The 17,310-nt window shown below is 68.0% G+C and carries 14 protein-coding genes; 7 read left to right on the top strand and 7 right to left on the bottom strand.

The features are described 5' to 3' along the window. The 3 genes from CRT60_RS11550 to tauD are packed head-to-tail and all read left to right on the top strand — an operon-like array spanning nucleotide 1 to nucleotide 2,561. A complete protein-coding gene (locus CRT60_RS11550) occupies nucleotides 1-804 on the top strand; it encodes a taurine ABC transporter ATP-binding protein (RefSeq protein WP_098736566.1) in 804 nt (267 codons plus the stop codon). Further along, on the top strand, nucleotides 801-1,652 hold the full coding sequence (locus CRT60_RS11545) for an ABC transporter permease subunit (RefSeq protein WP_098736565.1): 852 nt from the start codon (nucleotides 801-803) through the stop codon (nucleotides 1,650-1,652). Before CRT60_RS11550 ends, CRT60_RS11545 begins: the two co-directional genes overlap by 4 nt. Nucleotides 1,653-1,709: 57 nt before the next feature. Then, entirely contained in the window at nucleotides 1,710-2,561 is an 852-nt protein-coding gene (gene tauD / locus CRT60_RS11540) for a taurine dioxygenase (protein ID WP_098736564.1), read from the top strand. A 49-nt stretch (nucleotides 2,562-2,610) separates the two neighbouring features. On the opposite strand, the gene CRT60_RS11535 is transcribed toward tauD, so the two are convergent. Both CRT60_RS11535 and CRT60_RS11530 read right to left on the bottom strand, forming a co-directional pair. After that, entirely contained in the window at nucleotides 2,611-4,959 is a 2,349-nt protein-coding gene (locus CRT60_RS11535) for an Orn/Lys/Arg family decarboxylase (protein ID WP_098736563.1), read from the bottom strand. 27 nt (nucleotides 4,960-4,986) lie between these two features. After that, the gene (locus CRT60_RS11530) at nucleotides 4,987-5,652 is read right to left on the bottom strand and encodes a GNAT family N-acetyltransferase (protein ID WP_280177210.1); all 666 of its coding nucleotides are present in this window, start codon (nucleotides 5,650-5,652) and stop codon (nucleotides 4,987-4,989) included. 189 nt (nucleotides 5,653-5,841) lie between these two features. On the opposite strand from CRT60_RS11530, the gene CRT60_RS11525 reads away from it, so the two are divergent. Further along, nucleotides 5,842-6,852, top strand: a complete 1,011-nt coding sequence (locus tag CRT60_RS11525) for a CorA family divalent cation transporter (protein WP_098736562.1) — start codon at nucleotides 5,842-5,844, stop codon at nucleotides 6,850-6,852. Nucleotides 6,853-6,978: 126 nt separating this feature from the next. Next, nucleotides 6,979-7,989: a C-terminal binding protein gene (locus CRT60_RS11520; RefSeq protein WP_098736993.1), complete on the top strand. Its 1,011-nt coding sequence runs from the start codon at nucleotides 6,979-6,981 to the stop codon at nucleotides 7,987-7,989. Nucleotides 7,990-8,041: 52 nt separating this feature from the next. Here the strand turns inward: CRT60_RS11520 and CRT60_RS11515 are convergent, their stop codons facing one another. Genes CRT60_RS11515 through CRT60_RS11495 form a run of 5 tightly spaced genes read right to left on the bottom strand, consistent with a single transcriptional unit; the run spans nucleotide 8,042 to nucleotide 13,188 of the window. Further along, nucleotides 8,042-9,106: a malate/lactate/ureidoglycolate dehydrogenase gene (locus CRT60_RS11515; RefSeq protein ID WP_098736561.1), complete on the bottom strand. Its 1,065-nt coding sequence runs from the start codon at nucleotides 9,104-9,106 to the stop codon at nucleotides 8,042-8,044. After that, nucleotides 9,103-10,383: a threonine synthase gene (locus CRT60_RS11510; protein ID WP_244592420.1), complete on the bottom strand. Its 1,281-nt coding sequence runs from the start codon at nucleotides 10,381-10,383 to the stop codon at nucleotides 9,103-9,105. Before CRT60_RS11510 ends, CRT60_RS11515 begins: the two co-directional genes overlap by 4 nt. Next, on the bottom strand, nucleotides 10,384-11,307 hold the full coding sequence (locus CRT60_RS11505; RefSeq protein WP_098736560.1) for an ABC transporter permease: 924 nt from the start codon (nucleotides 11,305-11,307) through the stop codon (nucleotides 10,384-10,386). After that, entirely contained in the window at nucleotides 11,304-12,152 is an 849-nt protein-coding gene (locus CRT60_RS11500) for an ABC transporter ATP-binding protein (RefSeq protein ID WP_098736559.1), read from the bottom strand. Before CRT60_RS11500 ends, CRT60_RS11505 begins: the two co-directional genes overlap by 4 nt. A gap of 4 nt (nucleotides 12,153-12,156) precedes the next feature. After that, nucleotides 12,157-13,188 carry an ABC transporter substrate-binding protein gene (locus tag CRT60_RS11495; RefSeq protein WP_098736558.1) on the bottom strand — a complete coding sequence of 344 codons (1,032 nt, stop codon included), beginning with the start codon at nucleotides 13,186-13,188 and terminating at the stop codon, nucleotides 12,157-12,159. A gap of 481 nt (nucleotides 13,189-13,669) precedes the next feature. On the opposite strand from CRT60_RS11495, the gene CRT60_RS11490 reads away from it, so the two are divergent. Both CRT60_RS11490 and CRT60_RS11485 read left to right on the top strand, forming a co-directional pair. After that, complete coding sequence (locus CRT60_RS11490; protein ID WP_193548421.1) at nucleotides 13,670-15,832, top strand: type I secretion system permease/ATPase; 2,163 nt, start codon at nucleotides 13,670-13,672, stop codon at nucleotides 15,830-15,832. Then, nucleotides 15,819-17,291: an HlyD family type I secretion periplasmic adaptor subunit gene (locus tag CRT60_RS11485; protein WP_098736557.1), complete on the top strand. Its 1,473-nt coding sequence runs from the start codon at nucleotides 15,819-15,821 to the stop codon at nucleotides 17,289-17,291. Before CRT60_RS11490 ends, CRT60_RS11485 begins: the two co-directional genes overlap by 14 nt. The last annotated feature ends 19 nt before the right edge of the window (nucleotides 17,292-17,310 follow it).

Here is a 17,310-nt window from a genome sequence, read left to right as displayed (position 1 = left end):
ATGCTCCAGGTCCGCAACGCCAGCGTCTTCTTTTCCGCCCGCGACGGCCGGGTGGTGCATGCGCTGGACCGCGCGTCGCTCGACATCGACGCCAACAGCATCGTCGTGGCGCTGGGGGCTTCGGGCTGCGGGAAATCGACGCTGCTGAACGCCATAGCCGGCTTCCTTCCCCTGTCGGAAGGATCGATCACGCTGGACGGCCAGCCGGTCGGCAACCCCGGCGCCGACCGCGGCGTGGTGTTCCAGAAGGACACCCTGCTGCCCTGGAGCAGCGTCGCCGACAATGTGGCGCTCGGCCTGCGCTTCGCCGGGGTTCCCGCCAGGGAGCGGCGCGAGCGGGCGGAGGAGCTGCTGGGGCTGGTCGGGCTGGAAGGCTTCGCCGACGCTTTCCCGCACGAGCTGTCGGGCGGCATGCGCCAGCGCGTCGGCATCGCCCGCGCGCTGGCGACCGACCCGAAGATCCTGCTGATGGACGAGCCGTTCGGCGCGCTCGACAGCCTGACCCGCGAACAGATGCAGGAACTGCTGATCGACGTCTGGGCGCGCACCGGCAAGCGCATCTTCTTCATCACCCATTCCATCGAGGAGGCGCTGTTCCTCGGCACCACTGTGGTGGTGATGTCGCCACGGCCGGGCCGGATCGTCGCCCGCTTCGATCTCGATTTCGTCCGCCGCTTCGCCGCCGAGCGCGACGTGCGCGCCATCCTGTCGGCGCCGGAGTTCGCCGATCTCTATGACGAGATCCGGTCCCTGGTGCATCGCCCGCATGCCGAGGCGGACTCCCGCCGGACGGTGCTGCAATGACCGACATCGCCCGCCCCGGAAGCCGCGCCTCCGATCCGGCGGACCGGCCGAAGATCGTCCGGCTCCACCCCTTCGGGCTGGACGGGGCGCGCACCGGCCCGATCAGCCTCGCCACCGCCCTGCTGCTGCTGGCGGCGTGGTTCCTGGTGACCCATTACCGGCTGGTGCCGCCGCTGTTCCTGCCGACCCCGCAGGAGGTGGCGACCCAGTTCCTGGCGGTCCTCGAGGACGGCTATGCCGGCGCCACCCTGTGGGAGCATGTGTCGGCCAGCCTGTTCCGCATCTTCTCCGCCGCCGTCATCGCCGCCTCGCTCGGCATTCCGCTGGGGCTGACGATGGGGTTGAACCGCTGGGCCAAGGGGGTGTTCGACACGCCCATCGAGTTCTATTGGCCGCTGCCGCCGCTTGCCTATCTGCCGCTGATGATCATCTGGCTCGGCATCGGCGAGGTGTCGAAGATCGTCCTGCTGACGCTGGCGATGTTTGCGCCGGTCTGCCTGTCGGCGCAGGCCGGGGTGCGGTCCCTGCCGATCGAACGGGTGAACGCCGCCCTGTCGCTGGGTGCCGGCCGCTGGCAGCTGTTCCGTACCATCGTTCTGCCCAGCGCCCTGCCGGAAATCCTGACCGGCCTGCGCATCGGCATCGGCGTCGGCTGGAGCACGCTGGTCGCGGCGGAACTGATCGCCGCCACCCGCGGCATCGGCTTCATGATCATGTCCGCCTCGCATTTCCTCGCCACCGACGTGGTCTTCGTCGGCATCGGCATCATCGCGGTCTTCGCCTTCGCCTTTTCCTACGGAATGCGCCTGCTGGAAGCGTGGCTGGTGCCGTGGAAGGGCAAGTCCTGAGGGCGGCCGGCCGCCGGACTTCCAAAAACCGCCATACAAAAAGATTGGGGAACCGCCATGCCAGACATCGCCTTGTCCGCCCTGACCGTCACGCCCGTCAGCCCTGCCATCGGCGCGCGGGTGGAGGGGGTCGACCTCTCCCGCCCGCTGTCGGACAGCGAAGCGGCGGCGCTGGAGCGGGCGCTGGTCGCCCATCAGGTGCTGTTCTTCGAGAACCAGCCGCTGACGCCGCAGGCGCAGCGCGACTTCGCCGCCCGTTTCGGCCAGCTGCACGTCCATCCGATCTATCCGAAGGTGCCGGAGCAGCCGGAGATCATGGTGCTGGACACCGGGCCGCACAACCCGACCGACAACGATGTCTGGCACACCGACGTCACCTGCATCGAAACGCCGCCGGCCATCGTCGCCCTGTCGGGCAAGTTGATTCCGCCCATCGGCGGCGACACGGTGTGGGCCAGCAACATCGCCGCCTACAACGGCCTGTCGGAGCCGATCCGCCGCCTGCTGGAGCCGCTGAAGGCGCTGCACGACTTCACCCGCTCCTTCCCGGAATGGCGGCACAACGGCGATCCCGAGACCCATACCCGCTGGAAGACGGCGCGCGACAAGCATCCGGCCGTGGTGCATCCGGTCATCCGCACCCATCCGGTCAGCGGCGCCAAGGCGCTGTTCGTGAACGAGAACTTCACGTCGCGCATCGTCGGGCTGAGCGACCGCGAAAGCGCCGCGATCCTGGAGTTCCTGTACGACCACATCAGCCGCCCGGAATTCACCGTGCGCTGGCGCTGGAAGGCGGACGATCTGGTGCTGTGGGACAACCGGTCGACCCAGCACTATGCGGTGAACGATTATTCACCGCACCGGCGCATCATGCACCGCGCCACCGTGCTGGGCGACAGGCCCTATTGAAGATTGGAGAGGGGGCGGTTCGCCGCCTCCGCCAAATCCCGGCGCGGGTTCAGTCCGCGCCGGGTTCGCGCACGACATAGGTGTAGAAGCGGATCGAGCCGTCGGGCTCCGTCTCGCGGTACAGGCCCTGGATCTCGTTGTCGAAGCCGGGGAAGCGGTTGGCGCCCTCCTGGAAGACCTGGAGATATTCGATCATCGGTCGGGCATGGTCGTCCAGCCGCTCGCCCGGGACGATGGTGGCGATGCCGGGCGGGTAGACGACCCACAGGGTGGTGGCGATCCGTCCGGCGATACGGTCGATGGGCAGGTAATCCACGTCGTTGCGCACCAGATGCCGCACCGCTTCGCGCGGCGGCATCACCATGGCGGGCAGATGGTCGGGGCGGAACATGCGGCGTTGCAGGTCGTTGGTGCCGCGCTCGCGGTAATAGGCGTGCATCTCCGCGCACAGGTCGCGCAGCCGGCGGCCGTTGTAGCGGGCCGGGCGGCGGGCGACGAATTCCGGGATCACGTCCTCCAGCAGCGCATTGTCGTCGTGCAGCCGCTTGAACGCCACCAGCGCGCTCAGCAGCGTGCCGGCCTTGCTCGATTCCACGCCTGGCGTCAGCAGGAAGAGGATCGAGTTGAGGTCGTTCTTCTCCGGAACGATGCGGTTCTCGCGCAGATACTGCGCCACCACCGGCGCCGGGATGCCGTGGTCCTCATAGGCCCCGGTACGGCGGTCGAAGCCAGGGGTGAGCAGGGTCAGCTTGTTGGGGTCGGTCATCGCATAGCCGGCCGCCACATGGCGGAAGCCGTGCCAGTCTGCCCCCGGCACGAATTCCCAATGCCGCACGTCGGAGGCCAGCGCGTCGGTCGGCACGTCCTCCCACGCCGCCGTGGTGCCGCCGACCTCCACCCGGTCGGGCACGAAGGGGTCGAAGAACCAGCGGCGCGCCGGGTCGCTCTCGCGCTCGTCGAACTCGCGGCGGATGGCGCGCAGCTTCTTGCGCAGCTCGATGCCGAGCCGGATCGTGTCGTCCCACAGCACCTCGCCGGACCGGCCCTTCATCATCTGCGCGCCAACGTCGAGCGAGGCGAACAGCGGGTAGAAGGGCGAGGTCGAGGCGTGCAGCAGGAAGGTCTCGTTGAAGCGGCGATGCTCCACCCGGCGGCGCTGGCCCTTGATGTGGCTGTCCTTCACATGGATCTGCGAGGCCTGCGAGAAGCTCGCCAGCTGCTTGTGGGTCGACTGGGTGGCGATGATGCCGGGATGGCCGTCATGCAGGCCGTCCAGCCCCATGGCGAAGCGGCCCTTGAACAGCGGGTGGAACTTCAGGAAGCCGGCCCACGCCTCGTCGAAGAGGATGTAGTCGCAGAGATGGCCGATCTTCGCCAGGATGGTCTCGGCGCTGTAGATGGTGCCGTCGTAGCTGCATTGCTGGATCACCGCGGCGCGGAAGGGCCGCTCGCGCTTCCAGGCGTCCGGATCCCTGACCAGGGGATTCCTGCGGATCTTCTCGCGGATGCGTTCCTCGTCCAGCGCCTCGTGGTCGATGGGGCCGATCAGGCCGTAGGGGTTGCGGTCGGTCTCCAGGAAGATCGGGATGCCGCCGCCGAGGAACAGCCCGCCATGGTGGGCGGCCTTGTGGTTGTTGCGGTCGAAGAGGACGAGGTCGTCCTCCGCCACCAGCGCCGACAGCACGATCTTGTTGGAGGCGGACGTGCCGTTCAGCACGAAATAGGTGCGCTCGGCCCCGAAGATCTTCGCTGCCTCTTTCTGGGCCTTCAGCGCCGGCCCCTCATGGACCAGCAGGTCGCCCATCTCCAGCACCGAATTGTCGATGTCGTCGCGGAACACCGCCTCGCCCAGATGCTCGACGAAGATGCGGCCGATGGGGCTGCGGCTGTAGAAGATGCCGCCGTTGTGGCCGGGGCAGGTCCACAGCTGGTTGCCTTCCTCGGCATAATCGACCAGCTCGCCGAAGAAGGGCGTCTTCAGCGTCTCGGCATACTGCTTGAGGCGGGAGACGAGGTTCTTGGCGATGAATTCCGGCGTTTCCTCGGCCAGGAAGACATAGCCGTCGACCTGATTGAGCACATCGACCGGGATGTCTTCCAGCCGCTGGCGGCGGACCAGCAGGATGATCGGCATCTCCAGCCCGCGCTTGCGCGCCAGCGCGATCAGCGAGGCCGGCTTGCCTTCCAGCCCGCGCTTGCCCCAATCGACGATCATGCAGCCGATGGCGGCATCGGTGCGGATCGCCAGCTCGGCATCCTCGACGCGGCGCGTCCGCACCACCTCGAAGCCGATGCGCTCGACCTCGGCGACGATCTGCTGCACGCGCACGCCTTCCAGCTCGTCGGCGTCGAAGGCCGGGGCGCAGACGAGGAAGGAGAAGCGTCGAAAGAAATCCATGGGGGAACTCCGGGGGATGGAAGGCTGTCAGTCGCCGGCCTGGACGGTGCCGCCGCGATGGTCGTCAGGCAGCGCGCCGTCGGCTGAGCCGAGCGCGCGCTGGAGGAAGACGCTGTCGGTCCAGCGGCCGAACTTGAAGCCGACCGAGCGCAGAACGCCCGCCTGCTCGAAGCCGCAGGACTCATGCAGGCGCAGCGACGGGGCGTTGGCGCTGTCGACCACGGCGACCATCTGCCGGCAGCCGGCGGCGGTGCAGGCGTCGACCAGCGCCGACAGCAGCCGGCGGCCGATGCCGAGGCCCTGGAAATCCTTGTGGACATAGATCGAGTGTTCGACCGTGTAGCGGTAGGCCGGGCGCTTGCGGAAGGGGGCCGCATAGGCGTAGCCGGCGATGGCGCCGTCGAGATCGGCCACCAGATGCGGCAGGCGGCGCTTCAGCATCGCCTTGCGCCGGCGCTTCAGCTCTTCCGGATGCAGCGGCTCGATGTCGAAAGGGCCGAGGCCGTGCTGGATGTGGTAGCCGTAGATCTCCAGCATGGCCGGCACGTCCGCCTCGGTGGATTGGCGGATTGCGGGATGCCGCGAGTCGGAGCGGATGCGGCCGATGGAAGCGTCGTGTGGGTGGATGTGGCTGGCGAAATCGCAGGCGTCCATGTCGTGGGCGCCGGCGGCGGTCTCGGTCCTCACGGTCATGCCCCTGTCGAATGATGACGCCCGCGCGTTGATGCCGCAAAACGCGCGACAGGGTGATGACGGTTTCAAGACGGTCTTGTTGCAGTTGCTCCGGGCGCCCAAGGACGAGGTTGCGCCACACGTCCGCCGGCGTATCCTGCCCGCCGGCCGGCACCCAGCCGGCGCAGAGGCAATGGAAGGTCGCCGGGCATGGCAGTTCCAATCAAGCTCGATACCGGGACCGACCTGATCTGCGGTTATTTCCTCACCCCCGATGCGCCGCCGGTGCCGGTCTCCTTCGAGGAGATCGACGCGGCACAGCAGCGCAGCGGCGGCGTGCTGTGGCTGCACTTCAACCTCGCCTCTGCGCGTGCGCGCGACTGGCTGGACCGCAAGAGCGGGCTCGACGAGTTCGCCCGCGAGGTTCTGCTGGACGCCAACGACGACCGGACGCGGCTTGAGCCGTTCGACGACGGCTTCCTCGCCGTGCTGAGCGACATGCATTACGACTTCAACTTCGAACCGTCCGACATCGGCACCCTGCGGCTGTTCATGGACGAACGCCGCATCGTCAGCTGCCGGCGGCATCCGTTGAAGGCCATCGACCGGCTGCGCAAATCCCTGCACGACCAGGGCCGCTATGGCAGCACCGCCGCCCTGATGGCCGAGCTGATCGACATGCTGGCCGACACGCTGGGCGAGGTGGTGACGCGCGCCGAAGCCGATCTGGACAAGGTGGAGGACACCGTCCTTGCCGAACGCTACCAGCTCGCCCGGCAGCGGCTGGGCCAGCTGCGCCAGCTGATCGTCCGGCTGCGCCGCCATGTCTCGCCGCAGCGCGCGGCGCTGGGCCGGCTCGCCACCGGCAGCGTGCCCTGGATCGACGACGACGACCGCGCCCGCCTCGGCCATTCGGTCGAGAAATTCGGCGGCGTGCTCTACGACATCGAGGCGTTGCAGGACCGGGCCAAGGTTTTGCAGGACGAGCTTCTCGCCCGCGTCGCCGACCAGCAGAACCACAGCCTGCATGTGCTGGCTGTGGTGACCGTGATCTTCGCGCCGATGACCCTGATCTCGGGCATCTTCGGCATGAATGTGGCGGGGGTGCCGGGGGTCGGCAGCATCGAGGACCACGTCTCGCCGCACGCCTTCTGGTGGGTGATGCTGTCGATCCTGCTGTCCGGTCTCGCCATGCTGTTCTTCCTGCGCCCGCGCAAGTGAAACCGCAGACTTGCCCGCGTGCGACCGTCATTTCCTATTGCTCAAAGCGGCAATCGGCTTTGTAAATCCAGCCCAGCGTGGGAAAATGACGGCCACTTGGTTCGAACAGTGACGGGAGCGATGGGGATGGGTCAGCAGAGCGCCGGGCGGTTGGTCGTTGGGATCACCGACCACATGATTCCGCCCCCCGATCTGGAGGCCGCCGTGCTGGACGGGTTTGCGGAGGTCGATTTCCTCGATTGCCGGCGGGAGGAGGATCTCGACCCGGACCGCCTCGCCCGCCTGGATGCCCTGCTGGTGTGGAGCACGCGCATCGGCCCGGCCACCGTCGAGCGGTTGAAGCGCTGCCGGATCGTCGTGCGGTTCGGCGTCGGCTATGACCGGGTCGATGTCGCGGCGCTGCAGGCCGCCGGGATTCCCTTCTGCAACAACCCCGATTACGGGACGGAGGAGGTCGCCGACCACGCCGTCGCCATGATCCTGTCGTTGCAACGCCGGCTTTGGGAGCATGATGCCCGTGCCCGCGCCTATACGACGACGTGGCAGGCGAACACCTTGACCCCGCTGCACCGGTCCAACGCCGCGACGGTCGGGGCGGTCGGGGTCGGGCGGATCGGCACCGCGGTGGTGAACCGGCTGAAGGGCTTCGGCCACCGCATCCTGGGCTACGATCCGTTCCAGCCGGCCGGGCACGAGAAGGCTGTCGGCTATCGCCGCGTCCGCCGGCTGGAGGAGCTGCTGGCCGAGTCCGACATCGTCACTTTCCACTGCCCGCTGAACGGCGAGACGCGCGGCCTGCTGAACGAGGCCACCCTGGCGGCGATGAAGCCGGGCGCCATCCTGGTCAACACCGCGCGCGGCGAACTGTTCGCCGGGCTGGATCCGCTGGAAGCGGCCCTGCGCAGCGGCCGGCTCGCCGCCGTCGGGACCGACGTGCTGCCGGTCGAGCCGCCGGCGCCGCATCCGCTGCTGGATGCGTGGCGGGCGCGGGAGGATTGGCTCGCCGGGCGGCTAGTGGTGACGCCGCACAACGCCTTCCACTCCGATCAGGCGGCGGTGGAGATGCGGCGCAACGCGGCGGAGACGGTGCGGCTGTTCCTGGAGGACGGGATCTTGCGGAACCGGATTACCGCCTGACCGGAGGGGTCGGAGCGTGGGGCAAGGGGCAGGGTAGGGCCCCACCCCCTGTTCAGCCCTCCAGCAACACCGTCACATCCAGCCCGAGCCCGCCGCCGATGCGGTGCAGTGCCGCGACGGTATCGGGGTCGAGCGCGATGCCGCGGTCCATCGCGGCCATGCGGTGCAACGCCTCCGGCTCGCCGGGGATGCTGACGCCGTCGCTGCCGGGGGCGATGGGCGTGTCGGCGACATGGTCGAGCACGGCGTCGGTCAGGGTCTGCCATTCCGGCCCGGCCACCCGGTTGGGGTCGATGAGGAAGGCCAGCGCGTTGTTGACCACCCGTCCCGGCTGCAGGTTTTCCGGCAAAGCGGGCAGGCCGCCGGCCAGGGCACCCGCCAGGATTTCGCAGGCCAGTGCCAGGCCGTAGCCCTTATGGCCGCCGAAGGGCAGGATGGCGCCGGTCGGCTCGGTGAACATCACGGCCGGATCGCGCGTCGGCCGGCCCTCCGGATCCAGAAGCAGGCCGTCCTCCACCTCCTTGCCCAGCGAGGCGGCGACCCGGCATTTGTTGGCGGCGATGGCGCTGGTGGCGAAATCGAGCAGGAAGGGCGCATAGCCGGGCGTGCCGGGAACGGCGATGCAGACCGGATTGGTGCCGAGCCGCGGCCGTCCGCCGCCATGGGGCGCCGCCAGCGGACGGCTGACCACATTGACGAAGTAGAGGCCGATCAGCCCGGCGGCGATGCACTGCTCGCCGTAGGAGCCGACGCGGCCGATATGGTGGGCGTTGCGCAATGCCAGGATGCAGGCGCCGCCGGACTTGGCCCGCTCGACGGCAAGGTCGGTCGCCTCCTTCGCGATCACCTGCCCATAGCCGACATCGCCGTCCACCACCAGAAAGGGCGCCTCGTCGCGGACGATGCGGGCATGGCGGTTGGGTTGGAGATGGCCAAGCTCCAGGCTGCGGGCATAGACGGCGATCTGGCAGACGCCGTGGCTGGCATGGCCGCGGGCGTCGGCCTCCACCAGATTGGCGGCGACGATGGCTGCCTCCTCCGCCGAGCTGCCGCTGCGGCGGAGAATGGCGTCGAGCGTCGCGACCAGCCGGTCCGGGCGGTAACGCAGCTCGCTCATCGTCTGCTGTCCTGAAAGAGCGAATAGTCGATGGGGCGCGTGCGGTCGAGCGTGCGGTGCACCGGCGGCAGCGGGTATTTCAGGCCGGTGGCGCAGTTGAACAGGACGGCGCGCTCCTCCTTGCCGACCCGGCCATCGGCCAGGGACTGCTTGTAGGCAGCGTAGGTCGCGGCACCTTCGGGACAGAGCAGGAAGCCTTCCTCCCGCGCCACCTCGTTCAACGCGGCCTGGATGGCGTCGTCGGGCACGGCGATGGCGAAGCCGCCGCTCTCGCGCACGGCGCGCAGGATCAGGAAATCGCCGACCGCCTGCGGCACCCGGATGCCGGAGGCCACGGTGTGGGCGTCCTCCCAGCGCGGGGCGTGCTCCTCCCCCTGTTCCCAGGCGCGGACCATCGGCGCGCAGCCGGCGGCCTGGACCGCCACCATGCGCGGACGCTTCGCGCCGATGAAGCCGATGGCCTCCAGCTCGGCGAAGGCCTTCCACATGCCGATCAGGCCGGTGCCGCCGCCGGTGGGATAGAAGATGACGTCCGGCATCTCCCAGCCCAGCTGTTCGGCAAGCTCCAGGCCCATCGTCTTCTTGCCCTCGATCCGGTAGGGCTCCTTCAGCGTGGAGACGTCGAACCAGCCGACCTTGGCCTTGCCCTCGCCGACGATCTTCCCGCAATCGTCGATCAGGCCGTTGACGCGGTAGACGGTGGCGCCTTGCAGTTCGATTTCCGACACGTTCACCTCCGGCGTGTCGGCCGGGCAGAAGATGGTGGTGCGGATGCCGGCGCGGGTGGCGTAGGCGGCCAGCGCCGCCCCGGCATTGCCGTTGGTCGGCATCGCCATGTGCTTGATGTTGAAGGCCTTCGCCATCGACACCGCCATCACCAGCCCGCGCGCCTTGAAGGAGCCGGTCGGCAGCCGCCCCTCGTCCTTTACCAGCAGCTCCGCCGCACCCAGCCGCTTCGCCAGCCGGGGCAGCGACACCAGCGGGGTCACCGCCTCGCCCAGGCTGACGATGTCCTCGATTTTGCGGACGGGCAGAAGCTCGCGGTAACGCCACAGATCCTGCGGGCGTTCGGACAGCGAGCTTTTGGTCAGCGCCTGTTTCACGCCGTTCAGGTCGTAGCGGACCAGCAGCGGCTTGCCGGCGCGCGACAGGTTGTGGATTGTATCGGCCTCGTACCGCTCGCCGGTGTAGGCGCATTCCAGATGGGTGACGAAGGTCGGGCGCTCGACCGTCAGGTTGGAATCGAAGCGCACCGGGTTGATGTCTTGGAAAGCCATTTAGCGGACCATGCCCCATTTGCGGACCGTGTGGATCTCGATCCACCGGAAGACGACGTTTTCGACCAGCAGGCCGATCAGGATGACGGTGACGAGTCCGGCGAAGACCTTGTCGATGTACAGCTCGTTGCGGTTCTGGAAGATGAACCAGCCGAGCCCACCCTTGCCGGACGACACGCCGAACACCAGCTCCGCCGCGATCAGCGTCCGCCAGGCGAAGGCCCAGCCGACCTTGAGGCCGGTGAGGATCGCCGGGAAGGCCGCTGGAATCAGCAGCGTGACGACATAGCGCAGGCCGCCCAGCCCGTAGTTCCGCCCGGCCATCCGCAGCGTTTCCGACACCGAGGTGAAGCCGGCATGGGTGTTCAGCGCCAGCGGCCACAGCACGGCATGGACCAGCACGAAGATCAGGCTGACCTCGCCCAGCCCGAACCACAGCATGGCGATGGGCAGCAAGGCTATGGCCGGCAGCGGGTTGAACATCGAGGTCAGCGTCGACAGCAGGTCGTTGCCGATGCGGGTGGAGACGGCGACCGTGGTCAGCAGCACGGCCAGCACCACCGCCACGGCGTAGCCCTTCAGCAGCACCGCCAGGGAGGTCCAGGCCATCGACAGCAGATTGTCGCGGCGGATGCCATCCCACAGAGCCGCCGCGGTGTCGGTGAAGGTCGGGAACATCAGCGGGTTGTTCTGCCAGACCGCCGCCGCCTGCCACAGCGCCGCGACCGCCGCCAGGACCAGCAGCCGGCGCAGCGCGGTGACGTTGCCGAGCCGCTCCCACGGGGACAGCGGGCGGGCGACATCGCCGATGGGGCCTGTGGCGGTGACGGTGCGCTCATACTCCGGGCGCAGCGGCGGTTCGCGCCTGCTGTTGGGGGGGCCGCCGGGTGGACGGGGACGCGGGGAAAAGGACAGGTCGGTCATGCGTAGGCCCCTTTCCCGTCGGATTGGCCAGGGCCTTCGACATCCTCGGCGAACAACATGGTGTGGATGCGGTTGGCGAGTGCCTGGAACTCGGCGCCGCCGACGGCGCCATGATCGTAGCCGTCGCAGTTCACCTCCGCCTTCACCTGTCCCGGATGGGGCGACAGCACCAGGATGCGCGATCCGACGACCAGCGCCTCCTCGATGGAATGGGTGACGAACAGCACGGTGAAGCGCAGGTCGTCCCACAGTTGCAGCAGCTCCTCCTGCATCTTGCGTCGGGTCAGCGCGTCGAGCGCCGCGAAGGGCTCGTCCATCAGCAGGATGTCCGGCTCCATCGCCATGGCGCGGGCGATGGCGACGCGCTGCTTCATGCCGCCCGACAGCATGTGCGGGTGGACGTCGGCGAACTTGGTCAGGTTCACCCGGGCGATGCAGTCGAGCGCCTTTTCCTCCGCCTCCCGCCGCCTGGCCTTGCCGCTGGCGAGCAGGGGGAACATCACATTCTCCTTGACCGTCTTCCAGGGTGGAAGCTGGTCGAATTCCTGGAAGACCATCATGCGGTCGGGGCCGGGCTTCGTCACCGTGCGGCCGTTAAGGCGGATCGCCCCCTCCACCGGCTGGAGGAAGCCGCCGACCGCCTTCAACAGCGAGGACTTGCCGCAGCCCGACGGTCCCAGCAGGACGTAGCGTTCGGACTGGAACACCTGGAAATCGACGCGGTAGGTCGCGGTGACGAGGTGGCGGCGCGTCTTGTATTGCAGGGTGACGCCGGAAACGTCGAGCAGCGGCCTTTCGGACTGGGCATCGATGTCGATGCTGTGCGGGTAGGTCAGCGCGTTCATCGCGTCAGCTCCCGGTCCCGTCATGCAGGTCGTCGAAGAAGTAGTCCTTCCACGAGGCCGGCTTGTTCTTGATCGCACCGACCTTGTGCATGAAGTCGGCGAAGGCCTCCGTCCGGTTGGGCGTGACGGTGAAGCGGATGTCTGGGTCGTTCAGCAGGCGCAGGATGTAGGCCTTGTCCAGGCTGCCCTTGTTCTGGGCCAGATAGGCATCCGCCGCCGCGTCATGGTTGGCGTTGATGAGGTCCATCGCTTCCCGGAGCGCATTGAGGAACGCCCGGTAGGTCTTTGGGTTCTCGTCGCGGAAGGACTGCTTGCTCCAGATCAGGTTGAAGCTGTGCGGGCCGCCCAGCACGTCGTAGGAGCTGACGACCTTGTGAATCTTCGGGTCGTCCAACTGCTGGTACTGGAAGGGCGGGCTGGAGAGATGGGCGGTGATGCCGCCGCTGCCCGACAGCAGCGCCGCCGTGGCGTCGGGATGCGGCATCGACACGGTCAGCTTGTCGAGCGCATCGAATTTGCCGGCGCCAAGCTCCTTCTCCACCGCCATTTGCAGGACGCGGGCCTGAACCCCGACCTTCACCGCCGGCAGCGCGATCCTGTCGGCATCGGTGAAGTCCTTCAGCGTTCTGACCTTCGGGTTGTTGGTGGTCAGGAACAGCGGCATGTCGTTCAGCGACGCGATGGCCTTGACGTTGGCGCTGCCCTTGGTGCGGTCCCAGATGGTCAGGAGCGGCCCGACCCCGGCGGACCCCAGATCGATGCTGCCGGACAGCAGCGCATCGTTCATCGCAGCACCGCCGGACAGCTGGACCCAGTCCACCGTCACGTCGAGGCCAAGAGCCTTGCCGTGCTTCTCGATCAGCTGGTTGTGGCGCAGCACATGCAGCGGCAGATAGCCCAGGCCATATTGCTCGGCGATCCGGATGCGCCCTTCGGCCGAAGCGGGCGTCGCGATGGCCGACGTCACCAGCAGCCCCATCACCGATGCGGCGACCGCCGCTAAGGCACGGCGGTTGAGGCGTCCTGACTGTCGCATGGCGATGCTCCCCTATCTCCATAAATCTACTAGAAAATATGGGAACATGATTCTGTTGCGTGGTCAACAGTGTAGAAAGCGGCCGCGCTTCGGCGAAAATAAACACAGCACGAATGGATTTTTTAACGGAGTGTGGCAGGCTCCCGCAATCAAGGCTTTGCCAATAAGGTGCTCGGCGCTCATTTCCGGAAGCAGGGCGGGATATCGCTGTGAGCAATTTTAGTAAAATTCCCTTAATACCATTAAGGGAATATCATCTTAGGTAGAGAAGGTTGCCGCGATAGCAATTTATCTTGATTGCAACGCAACCGCTTTGCTATTTGGTGGTATTAAAGTTTCATACGCTCGTAATAAGACGTTCCGTGCCGAATGAGCGCGCGCAGATCGGGTGAAGAAGCAGGTCAACCCTCCGGAGTTGTCCGCCCCCATGACGCGTCCGCGGATTCAGTCCGGCGCCGGTATCCAGATCAGGAAACGAGGCATGCCGCGTCTGGTTGAGGACAGCGTGACTCCGGACACCGGATTGTCATGCCTTATCTTCATGTTGCGCCTGATGGGCCATCCCGCCGATCCGGAGCAGATCCGTCACGATCATGCCGTTCGTGGCCGGGCGATGGAGACGCTGGACATCCTGCGTGCCGCGAAGCGCTTCGGCCTGAAGGCGCGATCCGTGACAACAAGCTGGGATCGGCTGGCCGCCACGCCGTTGCCGGCCATCGCCAAGCGCCGTGACGGGCGCTACTTCATCATCGCCAAGATCGACGGCGACCGGGTGCTGATCCAGGACCCGCTCGAATCGAAGCCGCTGGCCTTGCCGCGCGCGGTGGTCGAACCGGCCTGGGCGGGCGAACTGGTGCTGATGGCGCGCCGGGCCGGGCTGGATCTGGCGCAGGTCCGTTTCGGTATCGGCTGGTTCGTGCCGGCGCTGCTGAAATACCGGCGGCTGTTTTCGGAAATCCTGCTCGCCTCCTTCATGCTACAGGTGTTCGGGCTGATCAGCCCATTGTTCTTCCAGGTCGTCGTCGACAAGGTGCTGGCGCACCGCAGCCTGACCACGCTGGACATCCTTGTCGTCGGCCTCGTCGTGGTCTCGCTGTTCGAAACGGTGCTGGGCGGCCTGCGCAGCTATCTGTTCTCGCACACCACCAGCCGGGTCGACGTCACGCTGGGCGCACGGCTGTTCGACCATCTGCTGGCGCTGCCGCTGCCCTATTTCCAGGCGCGCCGGGTCGGCGACAACGTGGCGCGGGTGCGCGAGCTGGACCGGATCCGCGATTTCCTGACCGGATCGGCCCTGACCCTGGTCATCGATCTGGTCTTCACCGTTGTCTTCCTGGCGGTGATGTGGTGGTACAGCCCGGCGCTGACCGGGATCGTGCTGGCGTCCCTGCCGGTCTATGCCGCGATCAGCCTTGCCGTGACGCCGGTCCTGCGGCGGCGGCTGGAGGCCAAATTCGCCCTGGGGGCGGAGAACCAGGCCTTCCTGGTCGAGAGCATCTCCGGCATCGAGACGCTGAAGGCGATGGCGGTGGAGCCGGAGATGCGCCGCCATTGGGAGGAAAGGTTGGCCGCCTATGTCGGCGCCGCCTTCCGCGCGTCCAGCCTGGGGGTGGTCGCCGGCCAGGGCGTCCAGCTCGTGTCCAAGTTGACCATGGCGGCCCTGCTCTATGTCGGTGCGCAGGAGGTGATCGACGGCGCGCTCACCATCGGCGCGCTGGTGGCGGTGAACATGCTGGCCGGCCGCGTGTCGTCGCCGGTGCTGCGGCTGGCCCAGCTGTGGAACGATTTCCAGCAGGCCCGCGTCTCCGTCGAACGGCTGGCCGACATCCTCAACACCACGCCGGAGCCGGCGGCCAAGCCCGGCCGGCTGCCGTTGCCCACCATCCGCGGCCGCATCCGCTTCGACCGGGTCGGCTTCCGCTATCGCCCCGATGCCTCGCCCACCTTGCAGGGCATCGACCTGACGGTGGAGGCGGGGGAGACGGTCGGCATCGTCGGCTCGTCGGGGTCGGGGAAAAGCACGCTGACCAAGCTGGTGCAGCGGCTCTATGTCCCGGAATCCGGCCGGGTGCTGATCGACGACGTGGATCTGTCGCTGGTGGACGTGGCGTGGCTGCGGCGGCAGATCGGCGTCGTCCTCCAGGAGAATGTGCTGTTCAACCGGTCGATCCGCGACAACATCGCGCTGGCCGATCCAGGCATGCCGATGGAGCGGATCGTCGAGGCGGCGCGGCTGGCCGGGGCGGACCGCTTCATCCTGGGCCTGCCGGAAGGCTACGACACGGTGATCGGCGAGCGCGGCTCCAGCCTGTCGGGCGGACAGCGCCAGCGCGTCGCCATCGCCCGCGCGCTCGCCACCGATCCGCGCATCCTGATCTTCGACGAGGCGACCAGCGCGCTGGACGTCGAGAGCGAGGCGGCGATCCAGGCCAATATGCGCCGCATCTGCGACAACCGCACGGTGCTGATCGTCGCCCACCGGCTGTCCACCGTGCGCGGCTGCGACCGCATCGTCACGGTGGAGGAGGGGCGGATCGCCGAGCAGGGCACCCATGACGAGCTGATCCGGCTCGGCGGACGCTATGCGGCGCTGTGGCGGATGCAGGCGGGCGGACAGGCGGAGGTCGATCATGGCGTCGCCTGAGAGCGCAGCCGAAGCGGTGCCGGCTCCCGGCGCTCCGGCCGCATCGCCGCCACAGCCACCATCCGCGCCTCTTCCAACGCCGCCGCGCCTCCGTCCGCGCCGCGGGCACGAGCTGGAATTCCTGCCGGCTGCGCTGGAGGCGATGGACACGCCGCCGTCGCCCTTCGCCAGGGCGGTGTCGCTGCTGATCGTCGCCTTCGCCGTCATCGCCGTCGCCTGGGCTTGGATCGGCCACATCGACATCACCGCCGTCACCCGTGGGCGCCTCATTCCCAGCGACCGCAACAAGCTGGTCCAGACGCTGGAGCCCGGCATCGTCCGCGCCATCCGCGTTACCGAAGGGCAGCAGGTGGAGCAGGGCGCGGTCCTGCTGGAACTCGACCCCACGGACAGCGCCGCCGACGCCGGCCGCGCCGAATGGGAACTGGCGGTGGCGGAGACCGAGGCATCCCGCCTGCGGGCAGCACTGGCCGACCGGCGCAGCTTCGACCCGTCACCGGCCGCCGATGCCGCCCTGGTGGCGCTCCAGCGCTCGATCCTCGTCAACCAGCTGACCGCCCGCGACGCGGCGCTCGACGCCATCGGCAGCCAGGAACGCCAGCGCCGGGCGGAAATCGCCGCTCTGGCCGCCGAGAAGGCCCGGCTGGGCGCCACCCTGCCGCTGATCCGGGAACAGGTGCAGGCCAAGCGGAACCTGTCCCAGCGCGGCTACAGCCCGCGCTTCGACCTGCTGGAGCTGGAGAAGGAGCTTGCCGAGGTCGAATATGGCGCGGTCGCCGCGAAGAGCCGCGAGGCCGAGGCCGAGGCGGCACTGAAGGGGCTGGCGGACGAGAGGCGGCGGGTGACCGCGGAGTTCGACGGCAAGGCGATGGCCGATCTCGCCGATGCCGAAAAGCGCGCCGCCGCCTTGCGCCAGGAGCTGACCAAGGCGGCGCGGCGGCGGGAGCGGCAGCTTCTGACCGCGCCGGTCGGCGGGATGATCCAGCAGCTTGCCGTCCACACGGTCGGCGGCGTGGTCACGGCGGCGGAGCCGCTGATGGTGATCGTGCCGGCGAACCGCACCCTGATCGTCGAAGTGCAGGTGGAAAACAAGGACATCGGCTTCCTCCATCCCGGCATGCCGGCGGAAATCAAGGTCGATGCCTTCCCCTTCACCCGCTATGGGCTGCTTCCCGGCACTGTCCTGTCGGTTTCGCACGACGTGATCCTGCCGCCCGACGGGGCGGCGGCACGCACCGGGGCTGCCGAACCGGTGGCCACGGCCGAGCGGGACGGCCCCAAATTCTCCGCCCGCATCGCGCTGGAGCGCACCGCCATCCGCGGCGAGACCGGCGAGGACATCGCGCTGGCGCCCGGCATGGCGGTGACGGCGGAGGTGAAGACCGGCCGCCGCCGCGTCCTCGACTACCTGCTCTCCCCGGTGCTCGCCCATGTCCACGAGGCGATGCGCGAGCGATAAGACCCAAGTCCTAAGCATT

The sequence above is a fragment of the Azospirillum palustre genome (assembly GCF_002573965.1).
GTDB classification, from domain to species: Bacteria; Pseudomonadota; Alphaproteobacteria; order Azospirillales; family Azospirillaceae; genus Azospirillum; species Azospirillum palustre.
Note: the sequence above shows the minus strand (reverse complement) of the source record. Positions and strands in the feature narration are given on the sequence as shown.

Coding starts and splice junctions, on each gene's coding strand:
- CRT60_RS11550 (WP_098736566.1), top strand. CDS start 1: ATGCTCCAGGTCCGCAACGCCAGCGTCTTCTTTTCCGCCCGCGACGGC.
- CRT60_RS11545 (WP_098736565.1), top strand. CDS start 801: ATGACCGACATCGCCCGCCCCGGAAGCCGCGCCTCCGATCCGGCGGAC.
- tauD (WP_098736564.1), top strand. CDS start 1,710: ATGCCAGACATCGCCTTGTCCGCCCTGACCGTCACGCCCGTCAGCCCT.
- CRT60_RS11535 (WP_098736563.1), bottom strand. CDS start 4,959: ATGGATTTCTTTCGACGCTTCTCCTTCCTCGTCTGCGCCCCGGCCTTC.
- CRT60_RS11530 (WP_280177210.1), bottom strand. CDS start 5,652: ATGACCGTGAGGACCGAGACCGCCGCCGGCGCCCACGACATGGACGCC.
- CRT60_RS11525 (WP_098736562.1), top strand. CDS start 5,842: ATGGCAGTTCCAATCAAGCTCGATACCGGGACCGACCTGATCTGCGGT.
- CRT60_RS11520 (WP_098736993.1), top strand. CDS start 6,979: ATGGGTCAGCAGAGCGCCGGGCGGTTGGTCGTTGGGATCACCGACCAC.
- CRT60_RS11515 (WP_098736561.1), bottom strand. CDS start 9,106: ATGAGCGAGCTGCGTTACCGCCCGGACCGGCTGGTCGCGACGCTCGAC.
- CRT60_RS11510 (WP_244592420.1), bottom strand. CDS start 10,383: ATGGCTTTCCAAGACATCAACCCGGTGCGCTTCGATTCCAACCTGACG.
- CRT60_RS11505 (WP_098736560.1), bottom strand. CDS start 11,307: ATGACCGACCTGTCCTTTTCCCCGCGTCCCCGTCCACCCGGCGGCCCC.
- CRT60_RS11500 (WP_098736559.1), bottom strand. CDS start 12,152: ATGAACGCGCTGACCTACCCGCACAGCATCGACATCGATGCCCAGTCC.
- CRT60_RS11495 (WP_098736558.1), bottom strand. CDS start 13,188: ATGCGACAGTCAGGACGCCTCAACCGCCGTGCCTTAGCGGCGGTCGCC.
- CRT60_RS11490 (WP_193548421.1), top strand. CDS start 13,670: ATGCCGCGTCTGGTTGAGGACAGCGTGACTCCGGACACCGGATTGTCA.
- CRT60_RS11485 (WP_098736557.1), top strand. CDS start 15,819: ATGGCGTCGCCTGAGAGCGCAGCCGAAGCGGTGCCGGCTCCCGGCGCT.